21 protein-coding genes are annotated in these 21,362 nt (G+C 60.7%); 12 read left to right on the forward strand and 9 right to left on the reverse strand.

All coding sequences use genetic code 11. The annotated features are described in order from the left end of the window. Positions 1 to 67: 67 nt before the first annotated feature. The gene (locus QC815_RS16600) at positions 68 to 916 is read left to right on the forward strand and encodes an MOSC domain-containing protein (RefSeq protein WP_310541097.1); all 849 of its coding nucleotides are present in this window, start codon (positions 68 to 70) and stop codon (positions 914 to 916) included. On the opposite strand, the gene QC815_RS16605 is transcribed toward QC815_RS16600, so the two are convergent. After that, positions 870 to 1,775 carry a DMT family transporter gene (locus tag QC815_RS16605; RefSeq protein WP_230446305.1) on the reverse strand — a complete coding sequence of 302 codons (906 nt, stop codon included), beginning with the start codon at positions 1,773 to 1,775 and terminating at the stop codon, positions 870 to 872. The two genes, QC815_RS16600 and QC815_RS16605, sit on opposite strands and share 47 nt — an antisense overlap. A gap of 176 nt (positions 1,776 to 1,951) precedes the next feature. Between QC815_RS16605 and QC815_RS16610 the strand changes: the two genes are divergently transcribed. Continuing rightward, complete coding sequence (locus QC815_RS16610) at positions 1,952 to 2,374, forward strand: OsmC family protein (protein ID WP_230446306.1); 423 nt, start codon at positions 1,952 to 1,954, stop codon at positions 2,372 to 2,374. A 97-nt stretch (positions 2,375 to 2,471) separates the two neighbouring features. On the opposite strand, the gene QC815_RS16615 is transcribed toward QC815_RS16610, so the two are convergent. Next, complete coding sequence (locus QC815_RS16615) at positions 2,472 to 3,140, reverse strand: 2OG-Fe(II) oxygenase (RefSeq protein WP_310541100.1); 669 nt, start codon at positions 3,138 to 3,140, stop codon at positions 2,472 to 2,474. Beyond that, complete coding sequence (locus QC815_RS16620) at positions 3,137 to 3,805, reverse strand: CoA pyrophosphatase (protein ID WP_310541102.1); 669 nt, start codon at positions 3,803 to 3,805, stop codon at positions 3,137 to 3,139. The genes QC815_RS16615 and QC815_RS16620 overlap by 4 nt, the downstream gene beginning before the upstream one ends. Before the next feature lie 53 nt (positions 3,806 to 3,858). Between QC815_RS16620 and QC815_RS16625 the strand changes: the two genes are divergently transcribed. Then, positions 3,859 to 4,416 carry an NUDIX hydrolase gene (locus tag QC815_RS16625; RefSeq protein ID WP_230446309.1) on the forward strand — a complete coding sequence of 186 codons (558 nt, stop codon included), beginning with the start codon at positions 3,859 to 3,861 and terminating at the stop codon, positions 4,414 to 4,416. Here the strand turns inward: QC815_RS16625 and QC815_RS16630 are convergent. Beyond that, positions 4,413 to 4,724: a YqfO family protein gene (locus QC815_RS16630; RefSeq protein ID WP_230446310.1), complete on the reverse strand. Its 312-nt coding sequence runs from the start codon at positions 4,722 to 4,724 to the stop codon at positions 4,413 to 4,415. The two genes, QC815_RS16625 and QC815_RS16630, sit on opposite strands and share 4 nt — an antisense overlap. Positions 4,725 to 5,095: 371 nt before the next feature. Between QC815_RS16630 and tal the strand changes: the two genes are divergently transcribed. Both tal and QC815_RS16640 read left to right on the forward strand, forming a co-directional pair. Continuing rightward, positions 5,096 to 6,049 carry a transaldolase gene (gene tal, locus QC815_RS16635; RefSeq protein ID WP_310541107.1) on the forward strand — a complete coding sequence of 318 codons (954 nt, stop codon included), beginning with the start codon at positions 5,096 to 5,098 and terminating at the stop codon, positions 6,047 to 6,049. Between the two features lie 62 nt (positions 6,050 to 6,111). Beyond that, positions 6,112 to 6,954, forward strand: a complete 843-nt coding sequence (locus QC815_RS16640; protein ID WP_310541109.1) for a fructosamine kinase family protein — start codon at positions 6,112 to 6,114, stop codon at positions 6,952 to 6,954. Here the strand turns inward: QC815_RS16640 and cynS are convergent. Both cynS and QC815_RS16650 read right to left on the reverse strand, forming a co-directional pair. Then, the gene (gene cynS, locus QC815_RS16645) at positions 6,939 to 7,379 is read right to left on the reverse strand and encodes a cyanase (RefSeq protein WP_310541111.1); all 441 of its coding nucleotides are present in this window, start codon (positions 7,377 to 7,379) and stop codon (positions 6,939 to 6,941) included. The two genes, QC815_RS16640 and cynS, sit on opposite strands and share 16 nt — an antisense overlap. Before the next feature lie 60 nt (positions 7,380 to 7,439). Continuing rightward, the gene (locus QC815_RS16650) at positions 7,440 to 8,252 is read right to left on the reverse strand and encodes a formate/nitrite transporter family protein (RefSeq protein WP_230446324.1); all 813 of its coding nucleotides are present in this window, start codon (positions 8,250 to 8,252) and stop codon (positions 7,440 to 7,442) included. Between the two features lie 689 nt (positions 8,253 to 8,941). Between QC815_RS16650 and QC815_RS16655 the strand changes: the two genes are divergently transcribed. Further along, the gene (locus QC815_RS16655) at positions 8,942 to 9,721 is read left to right on the forward strand and encodes a MipA/OmpV family protein (RefSeq protein WP_230446325.1); all 780 of its coding nucleotides are present in this window, start codon (positions 8,942 to 8,944) and stop codon (positions 9,719 to 9,721) included. Positions 9,722 to 9,736: 15 nt separating this feature from the next. On the opposite strand, the gene QC815_RS16660 is transcribed toward QC815_RS16655, so the two are convergent. Further along, a complete protein-coding gene (locus tag QC815_RS16660; protein ID WP_230446326.1) occupies positions 9,737 to 10,654 on the reverse strand; it encodes an alpha/beta fold hydrolase in 918 nt (305 codons plus the stop codon). A gap of 256 nt (positions 10,655 to 10,910) precedes the next feature. Between QC815_RS16660 and QC815_RS16665 the strand changes: the two genes are divergently transcribed. The 4 genes from QC815_RS16665 to QC815_RS16680 all read left to right on the forward strand — a co-directional run bounded on the left by QC815_RS16665 (position 10,911) and on the right by QC815_RS16680 (position 17,787). Beyond that, the gene (locus QC815_RS16665) at positions 10,911 to 12,395 is read left to right on the forward strand and encodes a TolC family outer membrane protein (RefSeq protein ID WP_310541116.1); all 1,485 of its coding nucleotides are present in this window, start codon (positions 10,911 to 10,913) and stop codon (positions 12,393 to 12,395) included. A 99-nt stretch (positions 12,396 to 12,494) separates the two neighbouring features. Then, positions 12,495 to 13,772: an efflux RND transporter periplasmic adaptor subunit gene (locus QC815_RS16670; RefSeq protein ID WP_230446328.1), complete on the forward strand. Its 1,278-nt coding sequence runs from the start codon at positions 12,495 to 12,497 to the stop codon at positions 13,770 to 13,772. Beyond that, the gene (locus QC815_RS16675) at positions 13,769 to 16,951 is read left to right on the forward strand and encodes an efflux RND transporter permease subunit (RefSeq protein WP_230446329.1); all 3,183 of its coding nucleotides are present in this window, start codon (positions 13,769 to 13,771) and stop codon (positions 16,949 to 16,951) included. The genes QC815_RS16670 and QC815_RS16675 overlap by 4 nt, the downstream gene beginning before the upstream one ends. A gap of 155 nt (positions 16,952 to 17,106) precedes the next feature. Beyond that, a complete protein-coding gene (locus QC815_RS16680) occupies positions 17,107 to 17,787 on the forward strand; it encodes a hypothetical protein (RefSeq protein WP_310541119.1) in 681 nt (226 codons plus the stop codon). Here the strand turns inward: QC815_RS16680 and QC815_RS16685 are convergent. Further along, positions 17,784 to 18,425 carry a TetR family transcriptional regulator gene (locus QC815_RS16685; RefSeq protein ID WP_230446331.1) on the reverse strand — a complete coding sequence of 214 codons (642 nt, stop codon included), beginning with the start codon at positions 18,423 to 18,425 and terminating at the stop codon, positions 17,784 to 17,786. The genes QC815_RS16680 and QC815_RS16685 overlap by 4 nt on opposite strands. Before the next feature lie 210 nt (positions 18,426 to 18,635). On the opposite strand from QC815_RS16685, the gene QC815_RS16690 reads away from it, so the two are divergent. Next, the gene (locus QC815_RS16690) at positions 18,636 to 19,667 is read left to right on the forward strand and encodes a succinylglutamate desuccinylase/aspartoacylase family protein (protein ID WP_310541121.1); all 1,032 of its coding nucleotides are present in this window, start codon (positions 18,636 to 18,638) and stop codon (positions 19,665 to 19,667) included. 77 nt (positions 19,668 to 19,744) lie between these two features. Here the strand turns inward: QC815_RS16690 and dusA are convergent, their stop codons facing one another. After that, a complete protein-coding gene (gene dusA, locus QC815_RS16695) occupies positions 19,745 to 20,803 on the reverse strand; it encodes a tRNA dihydrouridine(20/20a) synthase DusA (RefSeq protein ID WP_310541124.1) in 1,059 nt (352 codons plus the stop codon). Between the two features lie 319 nt (positions 20,804 to 21,122). On the opposite strand from dusA, the gene QC815_RS17400 reads away from it, so the two are divergent. Beyond that, the gene (locus QC815_RS17400) at positions 21,123 to 21,236 is read left to right on the forward strand and encodes a hypothetical protein (protein WP_422828730.1); all 114 of its coding nucleotides are present in this window, start codon (positions 21,123 to 21,125) and stop codon (positions 21,234 to 21,236) included. The last annotated feature ends 126 nt before the right edge of the window (positions 21,237 to 21,362 follow it).

Genomic DNA, 21,362 nt, shown 5'->3' on the forward strand with positions numbered 1-21,362 from the left:
CCCTAGCGTCTGGCGCATTGCCGGGCAACTGGCTACAGTGTCTGTTTCTTTGCATCGAGGCGCGCTTGTGAACATCTCAGAGCTCAACGTTTATCCGGTCAAGTCGCTGCAGGGTATTGCCCTGGAACAAACCCAGCTGCACGAGCATGGACTGGCCTGGGATCGCCGCTGGATGCTGGTCGACGCCCGCCAACGGTTTGTCACCCAGCGCCAGATACCGGCGCTGGCGACCGTGGGCGTAGCGCTCAGCGGCGATGCCCTGGTGCTTTCGCATCCCGACGTCGAACCGCTTGCCGTACCGCTGGCCGAGCCCGAGGGTAATCTTCGCCTGGTGAGCGTCTGGGATGACCACTGCAAGGCGCTGCCTGAAAGCGATGAGGTTTCGCGCTGGCTGGAAGCGTCGCTTGGCACATCGGCCAGCGGGCTCAGCCTGGTGCGCTTCGCCACCGACTTTCAGCGCAGCGTCGAGGAGGACTTTCTGGCCGGGGGCGCCGCCCACACCTATTTTGCCGATGGGTATCCGTTTTTGCTGACCACCACCGGGTCGCTTGCGGCCCTGAACGATGCATTGGTGGCCGGGGGCCATGACCCGGTACCCATGAGTCGTTTTCGGCCCAACGTGGTGATCGACAGCGACACCCCGTGGGCCGAAGACCGCTGGGCCACCCTTGCCGACGCAACGGGGACGTTTCAGTTTGCCCTGCGCAAACCTTGCCAGCGCTGCAAGATCACCACCATCGATCAGCAGACAGCGGTCATTCAGGAACCGGCCGAGCCCCTCAAGACCCTGCTGGCGCTGAATACCCAGCCGGCCTTGAAAGGCGCGCATTTTGGTCAGAACGCGACGCTGCTCAAGGGTGACGGGGCGGTTATCCGGGTGGGGGCGGCGCTTGAGGCACGCGAGCGCGACGCCTGAGGCGGAGCAGGCGGGTAGCAATGGCCGTGCCCAGGAGCGTGATCAGCATGCCGGTGATTACCTGCAGGCTGAGCGTTTCGTCGAGCAGCAGATAGCCCCAAAGCAGCGCGCTGACCGGCACCAGGAACGTCACCGTCGAGGTGGCGGTGGCGCCTGCGCTGGCGAGCAGGCCAAAGTACAGCAGGAAAGCCAGGGTCGTGCTGAGCGTGGCCAGCGCCAGGGCATTGCCCCACGCCAGCGGTGAGATGGGGTCGCTTGGCCACCACAAAAGTCCCGGCACCAGCAATACCAGGGCCGACATGGCGCTGCTGCCGGCGGCCAGCACCCGGCTGGGCAGGTGGCTCAAGCGGGTCTTGGAGTAATTGCCGGCAATTCCATAGCAGAACGTGGCGCCCAGCACGGCAAGAATAAACCAGCCGTCTCCGCCGACCGCGAAGTCGAGCCGATCCGCCGACAGCACATAAACCCCCAGTAGTGCCAGCGCCAGCCCCAGGTATTGCTGGCGAATGATCGGGGTGGCGAAGAACAGCGTTCCGAGCAGGGCGGTGAAAATCGGCGTAGTGGCGTTGATCAGTGAGGTGAACCCCGCTTCCAGGCGGGTCGTGGCCAGGGCCAGCAGCGAGAACGGCAGCACGTGGTTGATAACACCCAGCAGCAGCAGCGGGCCTTTGTGCTGCCAGATCAAGCGCAGGTAGTGAAGGCTGAGCAGGAACGGAATCAGCAGCAGTGCGCCCACGCCCATGCGCACCAGAATAAGCGGAATCGGGCCGAATTCGGGCACCGCGACGCGCATGAAAATAAAGGACAGGCCCCATAGAGAGGAAAGTAGCATCAATCTGAGCGCGTCTGCCGACGACATGGCGAGTCCTTGCACGAAAGAGGTGACATAAGGCTGACTAGCTTACGACCGTCTTCACGCCAATGGAACCTGACGTTGTCGGCAGGGCGTCAAAAATAAGCTACGCTGGTGAGGCAGCCGCAGACAAGAGAGCGGCTCCATCAACAACCTGACATTTGACGCCGAAGGAGCTATTCATGGATCGTAAAGCAAGCGCACGTTGGGAAGGTGGACTCAAGGACGGTCGTGGCAAGGTGGCCACGGAAAGTGGCGTGCTGGATGCAAGCTATTCGTTCAAGAAACGCTTCGAGGACGAAAAAGGCACCAACCCGGAAGAGCTGATCGGCGCCGCCCACGCCAGCTGTTTCTCGATGGCCCTGTCGATGGTGCTGGGTGAAAAAGACCTGACCGCAACGTCGATCAACACCACCGCCAAGGTAACGCTCTCCCAAAGCGACGCCGGATTCGATATCTCGGCCATTCACCTTGACGTCGAGGCCGACATCGACGGCGCCGACGACGCGACCTTCAAGGAAGCCGCCGAGACGGCCAAGGCCAACTGCCCGGTCTCCAAAGTCCTCAACGCCGAGATCACCATGAGCGCAACGCTCAAGCACTGAGCCCGCTTTCCCTGACAATGCGAGTTGTCATTGAGTGTGCAAAAGTCCGCCGCCCAGGCGGACTTTTTTATGGCCGTGAACGGGACGCATCGCCTGGTTAGCGGGACGGATCCAGTACGCCGCCAAGCGACGCATTGCGCCGGAACCAGCCGGCGATACTGGCGCGGGGCTGGTGGGTGGGCAGCACTTCGTGGGGAATGGTTTCCGACAGGAAACACGCGAAGGTGCCGGCCTCGGGCACCACGCGGGCCACTTCCCGGCTGGGGTCGTCGGGCTGGTACAGCACCATCTCGCCGCCGCCGTCGGCGGGCCAGTCAGGGTTGAGATACCCTACAGTGGAGATCACGCGGTTGGCGCGGCCACGAAAGCTATCGACGTGACGCTGATAGAAGGCCCCGGGCGGGTAATGGGCAAAATGGGCCTCATATTCGAACAGGCCCAGGAACAGCGATTGGTTGAGGGCCTGCTGCAAGTCTTCCATGGCCATCAAATAGCGCCGCTGGGCTTCACTTTTGCGGTCGAGCCAGTGGATGGCATCGCCACGGATGTCCTTGCGTAGGTGATGTTGCTGGCCGCGACCGATGCCCGCCTCATCGAGGGCATTGTGGTCGGCCATGTGTAGCAGCTCGCGGTGAAGCGCGTGGCACAGATCCTGGTCAATGACGCCTCGACCGACGTACCAGCCTTGTTCGACCAGCGCATCGACCAGCGCCACCTGGGTCGCGGTGGATAGTACGGAAGACGATAAATTAACGCTTGGGGTCATTCGTTGGGTCTCGAGGGTGTTGAATGAGGGGACGAAGCGGCAGACGACTTGCGGGTGTGGCGCGCCGGGTAGTGGCGCAGCGCACCGGGCGGGCGCTGGTAAAGGTCGATCGGCATGCCGAAGCCTTCCGCCAGCAGTTCAACGAGCATCATGGCCGACAAGCCCCAGATGACGTGGCCGTCGACCTGATAGCTCGGCACGTAATGGGCCACGCCGTCCACCGTGATGACGTCGGTATGGGTTCGCCGGTCGTCAAGAAAATGGTTCAGGGGCACCTCGAAAATAGCATCCAGTTCGCCGGGGTCGGCTACCAGAGGAAGGTCGGGCGGGATAATGCCCACCCAGGGCGTCACGCGGATGCCATGCAGCGAAATGACGTCGGACAGCCGCCCCAGCGGGCTGACGCGCCCGGGGTCGAGAGCGATTTCTTCCTGGGCTTCGCGCAGCGCCGTGGCGTAAAGGTCGCGATCATGGGCTTCGCGCTTACCGCCCGGAAAAGCGACTTGGCCGCTGTGGGTGCTGAGGTGGCGGGCGCGCCGGGTAAACAGCAGCGTGGGGGTGGGACGCTCGACAATGGGCAACAACACGCCAGCCTCGGGCATGACAACGTGGTCTAGCCGTTGAGGCGAGAGGTATTGCAGGCGTTTGCGAAGTGTCTCTAACATGGAGCATCCTTAAGCATTGTTTCCTTTTACCCAGCAGCCGTAGAGAAATCGCAATGAACTTTTGCAGCCAGTGTGGCAATACCGTCCGTTTTGCCGTTCCTGAAGGCGATGACCGCCCGCGCTACCTGTGCGATGCCTGCGGCACCATCCATTATCAAAACCCGCGCATCGTGGCGGGCACGTTACCTGTCAGCGGTACCAGGGTACTGCTCTGCAAGCGGGCCATTTCGCCGCGCAAGGGCTACTGGACCCTGCCGGCGGGCTACATGGAAAATGCCGAAACCACCGAACAGGCCGCCACTCGCGAAACCCGTGAAGAAGCCTGCGCGGAGGTGGCGCTGGCCAATCTCTACACGTTGATTGACCTACCGCATATCAATCAAGTCTATATGATTTTTCGCGCCGAGCTGACCGGCGGCTTCAACGCCGGGCCGGAAAGTCTGGAGGTGGCGCTGTTCGAAGAGCATGAAATTCCCTGGGACGAGCTTGCGTTTCCCACCATCGAGCAAACCCTACGCCACTTCTACGCCGACCGCGTACGCCACGAGTATCCGCTGCACATCAGCGCGATCAACCCGGAAGACCGTGAGCGCTATGCCGGTAGCGCTTAAAGATCCGCCAGCGCCCACACATCGTAGGCCACCTCCTCGTAAGGGTGGGCCAGCTTCAACGCGGCGATGGCGGCCTGGATACGGTCGTCCTCGCACACCAGCTCGACTTTCAACTCCTCTACGTAGGCAAGCTCGCCGACCTCACCGATGTGCGGGTCGGCGCCCTGACGCGGGCGAAACTGGCCAGTACCTCGGGTCTGGAAGCAGCAGGCCTCGTAGTCGCCAATGCGCCCCGCGCCGGTCTCGAATACGGCTTCCTTGACGCTTTCCGCGTCCTCGGTGGGAACGAAAAATGCCAGCTTATACATGGGTTAACGCCTCCTGGTATCACCTTGGTGTATGGTTGATATACCGTCATAGTAGCGAATAGGCGACTTCTGGTCGTCCCGCTGACTTTGTATGATGACGATTTAACCTCTGACCTGCCCGGAAATCACCAATGCTGCGGCGCTGGGTGCCGCTCTGCAGGCAGCGTGGTGCGACCAGCGGGACTCAGGCGTTACGCTGGAAGCGCTATGTGAACGACTGGTAACCTTGGATGCCCAATCCCAGGCGGATCCCGACCCCGCGCGGGTGGCCGCTTACCAGATGGCGTATTCGCGTTATTGCAGTGCGCTTCACCAGCGCCACGGCCACACTGATTAAAAGACAGGTACGCGGTCAATAAGGAGATTTATGTATGGCTGATCAATTACAGCAGTTAAAACAACACTCACTGGTGGTGGCCGATACCGGTGACCTGGAAGCGATTCGCCGCTACCAGCCGCAGGACGCCACCACCAATCCGTCGCTATTGCTCAAGGCGTTCAGCCTGCCGGGCTATCAGGCGATGATCGACGAAGAACTGAGCCAGGTGAAAGCCGCCGGCGGAGCGCGCGAGCAGCAGGTGCCCCACGCCGTTGACCGGTTGGCGGTGGCGGTAGGCAGCGAAATTGCCGCCGTGGTGCCGGGGCGTGTGTCCACCGAAGTGGCGGCCCGGCTGTCGTTTGACACCCAGGCGAGCATCGCCAAGGCCCACGAGTTGATCGAGCTTTATGAAGCCCGAGGCGTTGGCCGCGATCGCGTGCTGATCAAGCTGGCGTCCACCTGGGAGGGCATTCGCGCCGCCGAGGTGCTCGAGCGCGAAGGCATTCAGTGCAACCTGACGCTGCTGTTCAGCGATGCCCAGGCGCAAGCCTGTTTTGATGCGGGCGTGTTTCTTATCTCGCCCTTCGTGGGGCGCGTGACCGACTGGTACAAGAACGCCACCGGCAATGACTACACACCAGAAAACGACCCGGGTGTTCTGTTCGTGCGTGGTGTTTGTGAACGCGCTAATCAGGGCGGCTACGAGACCGTCGTGATGGGCGCCAGTTTCCGCACCACCGGCCAGGTGCTGGCGTTGGCAGGCTGCCCGCGGCTGACGATTTCCCCGGCCCTTCTCGAAGAGCTGGCATCGGCAGACGGCGAGGTGGCCCCACAGATTGCATCGCCAGGCGGCAACGGTAAGCCGTTTCCCGCGCTCAGCGAAGCCGACTTCCGCTGGGGCCATAATCAGGATCCCATGGCCAACGACAAGCTGGCGGAAGGGATTCGTCGTTTCCACGACGACCAGCTCGAGCTTGAAACGCTGATTGATCAGCGCCTGGGATGAGTCGACGCAGGCCATAACCGCCAGGCACAATGGATTGACATTCAGCGCTCAGGAGCAGGTTGATGGAGTCAGCCCTAACCGCGTTACTCGAATCGTCCGGTTTAACCCCCAAGGGTGGGTTGCAGCCGTTGAGTGGCGGCGATATCGCCGCCGTTTACCAACTGGATACCGACCAGGGAAGCGTCGTCGTCAAGCACGATGAGGCAGATCAGCTGCGCGGCGAAGCCGAAGCCTTGCGGGCGCTAAGAGGGGCGTGCACCCGATTGGTGGTGCCTCAGGTCCTGGGGCTGGCGGACGGCTGGCTGGTGATGGAAGCGCTGGATACGTCCGGCAAGCGCGATGATGCCGCACTGGGCGAAGGCCTGAAAGAGCTGCATTCGAGTGTGGCCGAGCAGCATGGCTGGCACTGGGACAACGCCTGTGGCCGAACCCCTCAGCCCAATGCGCCGCTTGGCGATGGGCGTGCCTTCCAGCGCGAGCGGCGGCTATTGCCGCTCGGTGAGGCCTGCTATCAGCGTGGCCTGATCGACAAGTCGCTTTTCGAGCGCATCGTGCGTCAGGCCCATACGCTTGCAGACTGGCTGCCCAACCGGCCCGCAAGTCTGGTGCACGGCGATCTGTGGTACGGCAATGTGCTTTATACCCCCAGCGGTCCGGCCATCATCGACCCGGCGATCTACCGGCACTACCCGGAAGTCGATATCGCCATGTTGACCCTCTTTGGCTCACTGGATGACACTTTTTTCGAGGCCTACTGGAACGGCGACGCCCCGACCGATTGGCCGAGGCGTGAGGCGTTATTCCAGCTGTATCCGCTGCTCAACCACGTTCTGCTATTTGGCACGAGCTTTCGCAGCGGCGTGGAGCGCAGCATCGCCACGCTTGAGACTTACCAGGACTTGTAGGGCAGGAACTTGCCGTTGAGGGTCAGCAGTACGCGGTCGCCTTTGGGGTCCTCGACCTTATCCACTTCCATGGTGAAATCGATCGCGCTCATGATGCCGTCGCCAAACTGCTCCTGCACCACGTCCTTGAGTGTTTCTCCATACACGCCGACCACTTCATAAAGACGATAGATGAAGGGGTCCTGGGGAATGGCTTCGTCCCACACCTTGGTGGGGAAGGCCACCAGAGCCTCGGCGATGTCGCCATCCACGTCCAGTGTCGTGCAGATCTTCTTGGCGATATCGGGGCTGGCGCTGTTCATGCCGTAGCAGGCCGAGGCCACCCATACCGGCGACATTCCCACGGCGCTGGCAATATCGTCCCAGCTCATTTTCTTGCGCGCTTTGGCGGCAAGCAGGGTGTGGCGCATTTCAAGCTTATCCATGAGGGTTCTCCTCTGAAGTGGAGGGCCGATGGAGCCCTTTGATTGCCGACAGGGCGACGTTCAAGACAGGTTCTTTTTGGGCTGGGTACGCACGTGGGTGGTGTAGAGCACCAGACCTACCAGGGTCAGCCCACCCACCAGGTTACCCAGCACCGTGGGAATTTCGTTCCACATGATGTACTGGTACAGGGTGAAGTCGGCGCCCATCATCAGGCCGATCGGGAACAGGAACATGTTGACCACGGAGTGCTCGAAGCCGAGATAGAAGAACACGATGATCGGCATCCACATGGCCATGATCTTGCCGGAAACCGTGGTGGAAATCGCGGCACCCACTACGCCCATTGAGACCATCCAGTTGCAGAACATGCCCCGCATGAACAGCACGATCCAGCCGGCAAGTCCCGCATCCTGGTAGCCCACGGTGCGGCTTTCACCGACGGACATCATCGTCTGGCCGACGGCGTTGATTTCCTCGGTGCCGCCCATGGTGAAGTTCAGGTAGCCGAAGGTGGCAATGAATAGTGCGCCCCCAAGGTTGCCGAGCCCCACCAATCCCCAGCACTTCAGCATGCGCGGCAGCGTGACGCCGGGGCGTTTGTCGAGCCAGGCGATCGGCACCAGGGTGAATACCCCGGTGAGCAGGTCGTAGCCCATCAGATAGAGCATGACAAAGCCAACGGGGAAGAGCAGGGCGCCAATCAGGAAATTGCCGGTCTGCGTCGCGATGGTGATGGCAAAGATAACCGCCAGTGCGAGGGTCGCCCCGGCCATGAAGGCGCGAATAAGCGTGTCCCGGGTGCCCATATACACCTTGGCTTCACCCTGGTCGACCAGCTTAGTGACGAATTCACTGGGCATTAGATATGACATAGAGAGGTTTTCCTTCGTCATTTCGGTTCATTAACGCCGCGTTAAATAGTCCAGTGCTAATCCTTTGGCCTAATCTGGATATCGCAGGCACTTTCTCGCCTGCAGACGGTTGCATTTGCTATGCCAACTAGCGGATAAAGCGAGTGACTGACTTTTAAATTCCTCTATATCAGTACGTTAAATAGTTCGCCGGCCATCCATAGGGTGTCGGGAGGTGGGCGCTTATATAAGGCTTATACGATGGGCGGCGTAATTCTGCACCATGCAGCGGCGCCTAAATCTGCAAGTGCCCCGTCATAAAGCATCAAGGCCTTCAGGCGGGCAGGCCGCGATCTGGTGGCACTTTTCGTTGGATGACTCGGTGTCTTGGACAGCGGGCATTGCACCCCTTTGGCTCAGGCTTCCCAGGTGCTGGCACCGGGCGTTGAATAATTCTTGTACAAACATTGGCAACCGGGTAGAAGTTAAATTGACGAGATCCGGAGCGAGTGCTAGTTTACATTCATTAATGTATGTTATGTCGCGCTTTGGCGCCATGATTCCCGACGATCCAGCCCCAGCCCATCACGGTGATGGCGGCTGGCCCGTCAAACGCTAGCGTCAAGGAAGACGGCCTGGGATTGTCAAAGGTATTGCTTCCTGCCGCCACTAGAGTATTGGGCTCCACCATGACATCGAGACTATTGGCTATGCCACTTTCAGCATCGCGCAGGTTCCGCCCGCTGGGGCGTGCAGCTGCATTATCCACGTTACTCGTGGTTGCTTCAGGCAGCGCTTTCGCGCAGTGGGAAGGAAGCGTTGGCGCCGGTGTGTTCAGCGTGCCCGAATATCTGGGTAGCGACGACCACGAAACCCGCGCCTGGCCGAGCGTCAGCGTCACCTATGGCGATACCTTCTATGCCAGCGTGCGCGACGGGATCGGCTTGAACCTGTTCCGCCAGGGCAACTGGGAAGTGTCCCCGTTCATCAGCTACCTGTCAGGACGTGACAACGACGGCGAGCTTAGCGGGTTGGACAAAGTGGATGACGCAGCAGCGCTGGGGGTTCGCGCCCGCTATTCAGACGGCCCCTGGGGGCTGGAGGCGGCGACTCGAACCCCGTTGGGCGGCGATATAGACGGCTATGACGCCGAGCTCAAGGCCAGCTGGCAGACCATGCTGTCCGAACAGATGGCCTTTTCCGTGGGCCCGGAGCTGACCTACAGCAGCGACGACTGGACCGAGGATATGTTTGGCATTTCGCCGGTCGAGAGCGCTCGCTCGGGGCTTGCTGTTTATCGACCCAACGATGGCTATTTGCGCATGGGCTTGACCAGCCGTCTGAGCTACTACCTGAGCCGTGACTGGTCGGTCACGGGGCTGATGGGCATCACCCGGTTAACGGGCGACGCTGCTGACAGCCCGATCGTCGACGACGTGGGTAACGAGACGCAGGTCATGGGCGGCGCGCTGATCAACTATCATTTTTAACTGCATTGACCACTTTTAACCGCGATGTTTTATAAGACGTTGCCACCAATCGCTGAGCCACTGCCCCGGACGCCTCGCCGGGAAGGGGCTGATACCGGCGTGGCGCGCAAGGAAACGCTTGAGTGGCACCACCTGCTGGGCATTGTTGAGCATCGGCGCGTGACCGCAGCCAGCCGCCTCAAGCGTTTCCAGTTGGGGCTGATCTTGCTGCATGCGCGTGATGCTTGCAGCTTGCAGAAGTTGAGAATGCTCGCCGCGAATGACCATCAGTGGACAGCGAATGCGTTGCCAGTCGCTCCAGGTATCGCGGGGCGTATCATGGATAAACTGCTCGCCTATGCGCGGGTCGTAATGAAAACTCCAGCTACCGTCGGGCAGGCGCCGTGCACTGCTCAATGTCATCTGCTGCCACTCGTGGCGGGAAAGGTGGCCAAACCCCTGATAGTGCTGCTCAAGCGCCTGCTGCAGCTCGCTGAGCGTGGAAAAACGCTTGAGGACGCTAAAGTAGGTGGCCATCTCCGCCAGCGCCTGGCCGTCCAGTTCGGGGCCCACATCGTTGAGTGCCAGGCAGCGAATGCGATGGGCGGTAGTGTCATCCGCCGCCAGCAGCATGCCCAGCAAACCGCCCATCGAGGTACCGATCCAGTTGGCTCGCTCAATGCCATAGTGGTCGAGCACCGCCAGTGCAATCGTCACATAGTGGCTATATAAATAATCATTGGCAGGATACATCGACCAGCTGGAAAGCCCGCGCCCAGGCGTGTCGGGGGCGATAACCCGCCACTGGGGGCCCAATTGCTGGGCCAGGGAGGCAAAGTCGCCACCGTGCCGCGCAAGCCCGTGCCAGGCGATCACGGTGTTAGGTGCATCGGGATGCCAGATACGCACGGCGATTTCCAGCTGGCGAACATTGATATAGTCGATGCGATCCATGGCAGGCCTCAATAGGTCTATATTGCTATGCAACACGATGCCGTAAGCATAGTCGAGAAACACTCGCCGAGGAAAACGCGTGGAGTTAAGGCGGCGCGGTTGAGTAAGCGAACTGGCACGGTGTCGCGTCTGGGTCGCCATGGCGAAAAGAAACCTGCAACTTGCACGGAAAATCAGATCAGGGTCTGGTATCGCCAAAAAAACATGCGACAATGTATGTAAGCATCCAGACCGCTCTATTTATGAGGAAAACGCTATGCTGCGACTCCCTTCCACGTCGGCTTTCAAAACCCTTCGTTCCTTTACGGTGCAGCGTAAGCTGCTCCCCGCGTTAGTGCTCTCGGTATGGGCGGTGCCCGCCTGGTCGGCTGACCTGCTCACCATTACCCGCGATGCGCTGGAAAACAATGCCGAGTTGAATTCCGTGCGTTCCGAAACCGACAGTGTCGAAGCGGCGCGTGACGTCGCCCGTGGCGACCTGCTGCCCCAGGTGAATGCCTCGGGCAACGTGGTGCACAACCGCCAGTATGAGAGCCAGAGCAGTGCTGCAAGCACCCAGGCCGGACAAGTCGGTCAAGGAACAGGTAACACCGCCGGCAATGATGACCCGTTCAATAGCGTCAGCCTGACCCTCGAAGCTTCGCAGGCCTTGTTTGACGCGCGTAACAGCCGGGAAGTGACCCAAGCCGAGCGGCAAATCGACCAGCAGGTCTACGTGCTGGCGTCCACCGAGCAGCAAGTGCTGATCGACGTGGCAACGGCGTACTTCGACATTCTGCGCGCCAACGACATTCTCGACGCCCGCCTGGCCCAGGAGCGCGCCATCGGTCGCCAGCTCGAGCAGGCAGAAGAGCAGTTCGAAGTCGGCCTGATCGCGATTACCGAAGTCGAGGAAGCCCAGGCAAGCTTCGACCAGTCCCGCGCGGAGCGGATCGCCGCGCAGAGCGATCTGCAGGTCAGCTTCGAGGTGCTCGAGCGTTTGACCGGACAGCGCTACGCCAACATCGAGGCGTTGAGCGACGACTATCCCATTGCCCCGCCGAGCCCATCCAATCGCGATGAATGGGTAGATCTAGCGGTGCAGAACAATCCGCTGGTGCTCGCCGAGCAGGCCGGCGTTGAAGTTTCCCGCAGCGGCGTCGGTATCGCCGAAGCCCAGCGGTTACCCACCCTTGAAGCCTTCGCGAACTACCAGTATGCCGACAACGATATCGACGGTATCGAGGGCTATGACACCTCAAGCCAGATAGGCTTGAGCGCCAGTTGGCCGCTGTATACCGGGGGCAGCACCCAGGCCAGCATCCGCCAGAGCACCTACCAGCTGGAAGCCAGTCAGTATGACTTTGAAGCCCAGCGCCGCGACACCGTTCAGCAGGTACGCTCGCTATACACCCAGGTCAGCAACGACGTCTCCACCGTGGATGCTCGCGAACAGGCCATCGTATCCAACCAGAGCGCCCTGGACGCCACCCGGGCCGGCTACGAAGTGGGTACCCGCAACATCGTTGACGTACTGAACGCCGAGCAGAATCTTTACAACGCGATCTCCGACTACGCCCAGGCCCGCTATGACTACGTCGTCAATCTGTTGACGTTGCGCCAGCAAGCCGGCCGTCTGGACGTCGAGGCCGTCGAAGAGATCAACGCCTGGCTTCAAGGCGAAGAGGTGACCTTCACGCTGCCCGAAGACAGCAACTCAAGCGTCACCAACATTGGTGAGCGTCCTGAGCTTGATCAGTAACGGTCTATATGGCGGCCCCTGAGGCCGTCAAATATTTACATTCATACATGTATGGTTGTAGTCTGTGCCGGTTTAACAAGCGCCTCAAGGGAAAACGTAATGAAAAAGATGGTTTATGGCGTTCGCAGCGCGCTCATGGTCGTAGGCGCTAGTGCGCTGCTCGTTGCCTGCGGCCAGGAAGAACAGGCCGAACAAGCGGAAGGCCAGCAGCAACAGGAAGCACCGCCCATGCCGGTCGAGGTCATGGAGGCTGCCCGACAAGACCTGCCGTTGGATAAATCCTACGCCTCGCTGCTGCGCAGCGACGATGAAGTGACGCTGGTGGCACGGGTCACCGGCTACCTGCAGGAACGTCACTTCGAGCCGGGTGAATTTGTCGAACAAGACCAGCTGCTGTATTCCATCGAGCCGGATGTCTATCGCGCTACGGTGAACCAGCGCGAAGCGGATCTGCAAAGCGCTCGGGCGGAGTTTTCCCGCGCTCAGCGCGACGCCGAGCGCTTTGAGCGGCTGCTCAATCAAAATTCGGTAAGCCGTCAGGATTATGATCAGGCGCGTGCAGACCTGGGTGTTGCCCGGGCCAATGTCGCCCAGGCCGAAGCGGCGCTGGAAAGCGCCCAGATCGATCTGAACTATGCCGAGGTGACCGCGCCGGTGGCCGGGATGATCAGCCTGAGTGAGATCAACGTGGGTAATCTGGTGCAGTCCGGCAGCGAGCTTGCCACCATTACCCCGCTGGATCCCCTGGAAGTGCGCTTCCAGATGCCCCAAGACGATGCTTTCGCCCTACGCCGTCAGCTGCATGCAGAGGAATCGGTCGAAGACATTCGCGCCACCCTGGCGCTGCCCGGACGTGATGGTGGAGACGATCAGTCCCTTGAAGGTCGCCTTGATTATCTGGGGTCGCGGGTCAGCGACCGCACCAGCACCGTGCAGGCCAGCGCCACCTTTGATAATCCCGACGGGGACATTCTGCCGGGTCAATTCGTCCGCGTCAGCCTTGAGGGGCTGAAGCGCTACGGCGTTTATGCGGTGCCCGAAATTGCCGTTACCCAAGGCCTGATGGGGCCCCAGGTCTTCGTACTTGACGATGAGAATCGCGCCCGCTCACGCACGGTCACCCTTGGCGAGATGGCCGGCCCTTGGCAGATTCTGCGCGACGGTCTGGAAGAAGGCGATCGCGTGGTGGTCGGCGATCCTACCGGTATCGAACCCGGGACGGCGATCGACCCTCAGCCGTTTAGCGGCAGCGCCGAGGAAGTGATTGAAAACCTGGATGAAGCGCAGGCGGAAGCTGCCGAGCCGGCACGGCAAGGCCAGGGAAACCAGGCCGGCGGTGAACAGGAAGGCGGTGAGGAAGGGGACGCCTCGCAATGAATTTCTCTAATTTCTTCATCAGTCGCCCCATATTTGCGACGGTTCTGGCGATTATCCTGACCATCATCGGGGTCGTCAGCATGCGGGTGCTGCCCATTGAGCAGTACCCAAACGTCGTGCCGCCGACCGTTTCGGTGCAGGCGCAGTTCCCGGGGGCCGACGCGGAAACCGTCGCCCAGACCGTTGCCGCGCCGATCGCGGAAGCGATCAACGGCGTCGAAGGCATGATCTACATGACCTCGAACAGCAGCGACAACGGCAGCATGTCGCTAGACGTCTCGTTCGATATCGGTACCGAAGGCGATATCAACACCATCAACGTCAACAACCGGGTGCAGGGGGCGCTCTCGCAGCTTCCCGAAGCCGTGCAGGATCAGGGCGTGACCGTCGAGCTGAAATCAAGTTCGATATTGATGTTTGTGGCGTTGACCTCGCCGGAGGGCGACTACAACAACATCTTCATGCAGAATTACGCCACCCTAAACGTCATCGACGAGCTCCGCCAGGTACCTGGGGTGGGTGAAGCCGAGGTGTTGGGCGGCGGCGAGTTCGCCATGCGCATCTGGATGGATCCGGAAAAACTCTCGCAGTACGACCTGACGCCCACCGAGCTGGCCTCGGCCATCCGCGCCCAGAATACCGAGGTGCCGGCAGGCAGCCTGGCGGCCACGCCGCAAAGTGACCCGCGCGCCTACACCTACACCATCACGGCGGGCGGGCGGCTTAACAACGTCGACGATTTCCGCAATATTGCGCTGCGTACCAACCCGGATGGTTCGACGCTGCGCCTGGATGACGTGGCGCGCATCGAACTCGGCGCCTCGTCTTACGGGGTGGATGCGCGCCTGAACGGCGAGGCCATGGCGCCCATCATCATCAATCAGCAGCCGGGGGCTAACGCGCTGGAAACCGCGCGCGCGGTGAACGCCACCATGGAAGAGCTCAGCGAACGGTTTCCGCCGGGGCTCGAGTACGCGGTGCCCTACGACACCACGCTGTTCATCGATGCCTCGGTCAAGACCGTGGTGAAAGTCTTTATTGAAGCCTTCCTGATCGTTGGCGTCATTCTGTTCATTTTCCTGCAGAACTGGCGGTTCACGGTGATCGCCATGTCGGTGGTGCCGGTATCCGTACTGGCAACGTTCGCGGGCTTTTACATGTTCGGCTTCTCGATCAACCTGCTGACGCTGTTCGCGCTGGTGCTGTCGATCGGGATCGTGGTGGACGATGCGATACTGGTGGTCGAAAACGTTGAGCGGGTGCTCAGCGAGGACGATGACATCAGCGTGAGGGATGCCACGATTCGCGCCATGAAGGAAGTCGGCGGGCCGGTTATCGCGACTTCGCTGATCATGGCGGCGGTCTTCATTCCCGTGGCGTTCCTCGGCGGTTTCACCGGGCAGATCTATCAGCAGTTTGCCTTGACCGTGGCGATATCGGTAGCCTTCTCGGCGCTGATGGCACTGACCTTCACGCCCGCACTGTCGGCGATCTTTATCAAGCACAAGGCCAAGCACGGCCAGTCCAAATTCATGCGCGCGGTGAACACCCCGCTGCGCCTGTTCGACCGGCTGTTTGCCGCCATCACGGCGGTGTTCATGGTGGCAGTGAAGTGCCTGGTACGCTTTTGGGGACTGGCGCTGGTATTGACTGGCTTGGTCATCGGCGGTTCATGGTGGCTGTATCAAACCACTCCCTCGAGTCTGGTGCCGGAAACCGACCAGGGCGTGGTGTTGGCGAGTATCCAGTTGCCCAATGCGGCGTCTCTGGACCGCACCCAGGATTACATGGCCGCGCTCAGCGAACGGGTCGAAGCCATTCCGGGGGTAAGCTATTCGTCAGCGGTGGCGGGTTACGACATCCTGACGAGTTCGGTGAACACCGCCCGAGGGGTCATGTTCATCAACCTGGCGCCCTGGTCCGAGCGCGATATTACCGCTACTGAGCTTGTCGGTCAGATCATGCAGATTGGTGCTGAAATACCCGGCGGCTCGGCCCGGGCGTTCAATGCGCCCCCGATCCAGGGACTGTCGACCACCGGCGGCTTTACCGGTTATCTGCAGTCCTTTGGCGGGGCGACGCCTCAGGAGCTGTTTGAAGCTTCGCTGCAGGTCATGCAAAAGGCCAACGCGCACCCGGCGCTCGAGCAGGTGTTCACGACCTTCAGCGTCAACGTGCCCGGCTACCGCGCTGATATCGACCAGCAGAAAGCGCTGAGTTACGGCGTGTCGCTGGAGGATCTGCATTCGACGCTGTCCAATACGTTCGGTACCGGCTTTGTCAACTACTTCAGCTACCAGAACCGTAACTTCCAGGTGTACCTGCAAAACGAGGACGATTTCCGCCTGACGCCGGATGACGTGAACCACGTCTACGTGCGCGGCGGCGATGGCGAGCGTATTCCGCTGTCCGAGTTTGTCAGCCTCGAGCGGGAAGCCAAACCTGCCGTGGTGTCGCGCTTTGGCGTCTATCTGGGCGCGCAGTTCCAGGGCGGCCCGGCGGAAGGCTACAGCTCGGCAGAGGCGATCGAGGCGATGGATCAAATCGTGGCCGATAACCTGGGTAGAAACTGGGGCATGGGCTGGACCGGTACCGCCTATCAGGAAGCCGAGATGGGCAATACGGCAGCGCTTGCGATTGTCTTCGGTATCCTGATGGTGTTCCTGATCCTTGCGGCCCAGTATGAAAGCTGGTCGCTGCCGCTGGCGGTGCTGACCTCTACGCCCTTTGCGTTTTTGGGGGGTGTTGGCGGCATCGTGCTGCGCGGGCTGGATACCAGTATCTACGTGGAAATCGGCCTGCTGGTGGTGGTCGGCCTGGCCGCCAAAAACGCCATCCTGATCGTCGAGTTCGCCGAGCTACAGCGCAAGGAGCAAGGCAAGACGATAAAAGAGGCAGCCATTACCGCCGCCGAGCTGCGTTTCCGGCCGATCATCATGACGTCGCTGGCGTTTATCTTCGGAACCCTGCCGCTGGCCTTGGCCACGGGGGCGAGTGACGTCAGCAGTCACCACATCGGTACCACGGTGGCGGTGGGCATGGCCACGGTGGCCATTCTGGGCAGCCTGTTCGTGCCCAGCTACTACGTCATGATCGCCCAGATCTCTGACTGGTTAGGCCGCAAGTTCCGCGGTAAGTCCCAGCAAAGCGATCAGTCGGCGATGGAACAAGGCCGTTAAGCCACCCCGCTGATCCAGCAAAAATTGACGGGCATCATCGCGAGCGATGATGCCCGTTTTTTATGCTGCGCTGCTACATGTTATTGCCAGGGCAGGCCGCTACGCTGATAGGGCAAAGCTCAATGACATGAGCACAAGCGTAGGAGGGACGCGATATGGATACCATACGCCAACTGATGATGGGGTTTCCATTTATCCTGTTCAGCGTATTGTTGCCCCTTGTCGGGCTGTATTGGCTACTGGTGCTGCTGCGAATCGCCCCCGTGGAACTGTTCGAGAAAGACAGCCTGCGCGATGATCACCTGGCAAGCGCCCTGGTCGCGCTGGGGTTTGCCGGGGTGCCGACAACGGTCGCCCTGAGCTGGCTGATTGTATTGGCGGCGGGCATGACCCTGGCGGTGGAGCTGCTGGTGCTGCGCTGGTTGTCGGTGGGGCTGTTCATCATCCCGATTGGGGTCGTGCTGCTATGGGCCAGCTTTGCAGTGGCGTCGCCCATCGCCGAAACCCTGTGCCGGCAGATGGGGCCGTGGTTTCATCGCCACCAGGCACGCCGCAGCCTGCTGGGTAAGTGCGTCAAGGTCGTTCAGGCACCAAGCGACGGGCAGCCAGGGCGCGCCGTGCTCACCGATGATTCATCCTGCGAGGTGCGTTTGCTTGGCAAGCAGGATCGTCGGGAAAGCGAAGGGGAGTATCGCGTGCTGGTCAAGTACCTGCCCGGGGAAGATGCGTTCCGCAGCGTTGCGAAGGATGCATTTCTCGAAACCCGCACCCGGCTGCGTCAGCTAAACGGCAAGTCAAAGAAGTCCCGCTCTGAGGGGACGCTAGCGCCCCATTAGCGATCAGCGCGTGCCGCTGGTGTCGAGCGATGCATCATGCCGATCAGCTGATTGACCAGCGGCACGCCACGGTCGTAGATCGAAAAGCGGTCGGGGTCGCGTATCCACTCGTGAAACAGCCCGGAGAGCATGGACTGGAGGAGGTCGGTGGCGACTTCGGGGGTGAGGTCGTCAGCGAGCATCTGCTGCTGTTGTGAAATAAGTAGATGCTGGTATAGCGAATCGCGGCATTCGTCGGCGATTTCCTGCTGCATGGCGATCGGGTCGATATCGCTGAAAAACTCGCAGCGATGCACCAGGATGGCGTGTACCCGACGCGCACGGGGGTGCTGTTCGAAGCGTTCCAGTCCCTGGAGGCAGGCCAGTCGAATGGCTTCCAGCGAGGAGACGTCGTGTTCGAGCGCCTCGATTTCATCCACCAGATCCTGGAATGGCATATGGACGCGCTCGAGCATGGCTCGAAACATGTCGCCCTTGTTTTTAAAGTGCCAGTAAACCGCCCCCCGTGTCATCCCGGCTTGGCGAGCAATCTGCTCGAGCGACGTGCGGGCGACGCCGTGTTCCATGAACATATCCTCCGCAGCATCGAGTAGCGCCTCGCGCGTGGCCGCTGCTTCAGCCTTTGTCTTTCTTGCCATGGAAACACAACCTCGTTGACGATATTGGTGCGCTTATTTTATCTGATTCCGTCATTGTTTTACATTCAATTGTGTATGGAAACGCGTGATGGTGCTAACGCCCCTTGGGGCTGGTATTTTTGTGTGGCCAGCGTATAAAGAGGGAGTAGAAACACTGTTTTTAAACGTCGTGACGGTACATGCTGTGCGACCCGTAAAACGAGACACCTAATGGCACGAGCCGCTTTCCAACTTGCCGGACACAGCATCGCCCCTGGCAAGCGCTTACAAATCGATGTGCCGGTGGCACGCCTGTATACCCATACGCCGCTGCATATCCCCGTCGAGGTGGTGCACGGGCGACGCAACGGCCCGGTGATGCTGGTGTGCGGCGGCATCCACGGCGATGAAATCAACGGGGTGGAAATCGTCCGCCGCGTGCTGCGCGCCAAAGCCATCAACAGCCTGCGGGGCACCCTGATTGCCGTGCCGGTGGTCAACGTATTCGCCTTCCTGCAGCAAACCCGTTACCTGCCCGACCGGCGCGACCTCAACCGCTGCTTTCCGGGCAGCGAGTCCGGCTCTCTAGGTGGCCGGGTCGCGGCGCTTTTCCGCGAGGAAATCGTCGACCACGCCACGCACATTATCGACCTGCACACCGGGGCGATCCACCGCACGAACCTGCCGCAAATCCGTGCCCAGCTGAGCCCGGAAAGCGAAACCGAGCGCATGGCGGATGCCTTTGGCGCGCCGGTGGTGCTCAACGCCGAGCTGCGCGAGGGCAGCCTGCGCCACTATGCGCAAAGCCGCGGTATTCCGGTGCTCACCTACGAAGCCGGGGAAGCGCTGCGCTTCGACGAGTGGGCGATTGCCCCGGGGGTACGCGGCGTGCTGCGGGTGATGCGCCGCCTGGGCATGCTCAGCGGCGAGCAGCGGCGACGTTCGCCGGCTCCGGCGGAAGTCGCCAATGGCTCGAGCTGGGCGCGGGCGCCCATCGACGGCATTCTGCGTCCCAAGGTGCGCCTGGGGGCGCGCGTGGCCAAAGGCGAGGTGCTGGGCAAGGTGGCAGATCCGTTCGGCAACGACGAAGGTGACGTGCGCGCCATGGCCGACGGCATCGTCATCGGCATGAGCCGCCTGCCGCTGGCCAACGAAGGCGAGGCGCTGTTTCATATCGCCCGCTTTGACGCCATCGAAGAGGCCGAAACGGCCATCGAAAGCTTCAATTCGAGCCTGGATCCACCCCCGGATTCCATGTACTGATCACGGCAGATAACCGCCATCGAGGGGGAATAACCGCTAGATAAACGAATCAGGCACTGTCTCGCAGCCCGTTGCCGTCAGGCGGTAGCGGGCTGCCTGTTATCTGGGGAGGTGGCCGCTGATTGCAGAGGGGAGGCATCGTCAGACGGCTCGCGCACCAGGCTCAGCGCCTCGTCGAACAGGCGTAGCCCCGCACCATCTTTATGGGCGTGCTCCGACAGATGCCGACGGAAACGCCGCCCGCCCGGGCACCCCTGAAACAGCCCCAGCAAATGGCGGGTGATGTGGTTGAGCTTGGCGCCTTCGTCCAGGCGTCGCTGAATATAGGGGCGAAAGGCGCGGGCGGCGTCCATACGGCTGGCGGCGGGCCCCGGCGTGCCGAACAGCTGCTCGTCCACGCCTGCCAGCAGCCAGGGATTCTGATAGGCTTCGCGGCCCACCATCACGCTATCTACGTGCTCTAGCTGCGCCTGGCATTCGGCGAGGGTCTTGATGCCACCATTAATGCCGATGTGCAGCGCCGGGTGCTGCTGCTTCAAACGATGAACGCGGGGGTAGTTGAGCGGTGGCACGTCGCGGTTTTCCTTGGGCGACAGGCCCTGGAGCCAGGCTTTACGCGCGTGCACGGTGAAGGTATCGCACCCAGCATCCGCCACGGTGTCGATAAACCGCGCCAGGTCGGCGTCTTCATCCTGCTCATCGACGCCGATGCGGCATTTAACGGTCACCGGGATCGATACCGCCGCCTGCATGGCCTTGACCGCCGCGGCGACTTTCTCCGGGTAGCCCATCAAACAGGCGCCGATCATGTTGTTCTGCACCCGGTCGCTCGGGCAGCCGACGTTCAGATTGACCTCGTCGTACCCCCACGCTTCGGCAATCGCTGCGCACTCGGCAAGCTCAGCGGCATCGCTGCCGCCCAGCTGCAGCGCAATCGGGTGTTCAACCTCATCAAAGCCCAGAAAGCGTTCACGCGGTGAACCATGCAAAATAGCACCGGTGGTCACCATCTCGGTATACAGCAACGCACGCCTGGTCAAGGTGCGCGCAAAGGCTCTGTAGTCCCGGGTTGTCCAGTCCATCATCGGAGCAACCGAAAACCGCCGAGCAGCATTAGCAGGGATTTGATTCGTCATATCAATCACTTGCATCATATCGATGCGGTATGAAGTTACGTCATGAAAAAGGTAGAAATGGCCCATCGGGGCGACGTAATAGAAGCGAGCATTTATTACCGCGACATTGTACGGAAAAAAGGCCATTCAGCCCAGAGCAACAGCCTGCGGGAGGAGGCGTGCGGGCTGAGTACTCAGATCGTTGGTCATTCGCAGGATAAATCGACTTCGGAATAATGGTGTCAGAGCTGATCATGGGTTAGGGTTTGTTAATAAAGTTAACGAGCTGCTGTACGACGAGCGCCGGATCAAGCGGGTGCAGCGCCTGGCGGGCGGCGCGCTGTTCCTGATCAGCGACAACGACCACTACCAGCCGGAAATGATCAAACCGCATGATATGCATGATGTGGAGATTCTGGGACGGTGTGAGATTCGTATAGGGAGAATTGTTTAATGAGTTATTATCCCCCTGAATTCAGAGCAAATCCCCTCGGCCGCAAATTCTGAGTGCAACACCTGACCAAACCGGTAGGGTGTTGTATCCATGTCATATTCTGAACTCTGCACTGAAGAACGTGCC

The organism is Vreelandella gomseomensis (genome assembly GCF_031451645.1).
GTDB classification, from domain to species: domain Bacteria; phylum Pseudomonadota; class Gammaproteobacteria; order Pseudomonadales; family Halomonadaceae; genus Vreelandella; species Vreelandella gomseomensis.

Excerpts from the sequence above, each read along its gene's own strand:
- QC815_RS16680 (WP_310541119.1), top strand. The coding sequence starts at position 17,107 with ATGGATACCATACGCCAACTGATGATGGGGTTTCCATTTATCCTGTTC.
- QC815_RS16690 (WP_310541121.1), top strand. The coding sequence starts at position 18,636 with ATGGCACGAGCCGCTTTCCAACTTGCCGGACACAGCATCGCCCCTGGC.
- QC815_RS16655 (WP_230446325.1), top strand. The coding sequence starts at position 8,942 with ATGCCACTTTCAGCATCGCGCAGGTTCCGCCCGCTGGGGCGTGCAGCT.
- QC815_RS16685 (WP_230446331.1), bottom strand. The coding sequence starts at position 18,425 with ATGGCAAGAAAGACAAAGGCTGAAGCAGCGGCCACGCGCGAGGCGCTA.
- QC815_RS16675 (WP_230446329.1), top strand. The coding sequence starts at position 13,769 with ATGAATTTCTCTAATTTCTTCATCAGTCGCCCCATATTTGCGACGGTT.
- QC815_RS16660 (WP_230446326.1), bottom strand. The coding sequence starts at position 10,654 with ATGGATCGCATCGACTATATCAATGTTCGCCAGCTGGAAATCGCCGTG.
- dusA (WP_310541124.1), bottom strand. The coding sequence starts at position 20,803 with ATGACGAATCAAATCCCTGCTAATGCTGCTCGGCGGTTTTCGGTTGCT.
- QC815_RS16665 (WP_310541116.1), top strand. The coding sequence starts at position 10,911 with ATGCTGCGACTCCCTTCCACGTCGGCTTTCAAAACCCTTCGTTCCTTT.
- QC815_RS16670 (WP_230446328.1), top strand. The coding sequence starts at position 12,495 with ATGAAAAAGATGGTTTATGGCGTTCGCAGCGCGCTCATGGTCGTAGGC.
- QC815_RS16640 (WP_310541109.1), top strand. The coding sequence starts at position 6,112 with ATGGAGTCAGCCCTAACCGCGTTACTCGAATCGTCCGGTTTAACCCCC.
- tal (WP_310541107.1), top strand. The coding sequence starts at position 5,096 with ATGGCTGATCAATTACAGCAGTTAAAACAACACTCACTGGTGGTGGCC.
- QC815_RS16630 (WP_230446310.1), bottom strand. The coding sequence starts at position 4,724 with ATGTATAAGCTGGCATTTTTCGTTCCCACCGAGGACGCGGAAAGCGTC.
- QC815_RS16620 (WP_310541102.1), bottom strand. The coding sequence starts at position 3,805 with ATGTTAGAGACACTTCGCAAACGCCTGCAATACCTCTCGCCTCAACGG.
- QC815_RS16650 (WP_230446324.1), bottom strand. The coding sequence starts at position 8,252 with ATGTCATATCTAATGCCCAGTGAATTCGTCACTAAGCTGGTCGACCAG.
- QC815_RS16615 (WP_310541100.1), bottom strand. The coding sequence starts at position 3,140 with ATGACCCCAAGCGTTAATTTATCGTCTTCCGTACTATCCACCGCGACC.
- QC815_RS16610 (WP_230446306.1), top strand. The coding sequence starts at position 1,952 with ATGGATCGTAAAGCAAGCGCACGTTGGGAAGGTGGACTCAAGGACGGT.
- cynS (WP_310541111.1), bottom strand. The coding sequence starts at position 7,379 with ATGGATAAGCTTGAAATGCGCCACACCCTGCTTGCCGCCAAAGCGCGC.
- QC815_RS16625 (WP_230446309.1), top strand. The coding sequence starts at position 3,859 with ATGAACTTTTGCAGCCAGTGTGGCAATACCGTCCGTTTTGCCGTTCCT.
- QC815_RS16605 (WP_230446305.1), bottom strand. The coding sequence starts at position 1,775 with ATGTCGTCGGCAGACGCGCTCAGATTGATGCTACTTTCCTCTCTATGG.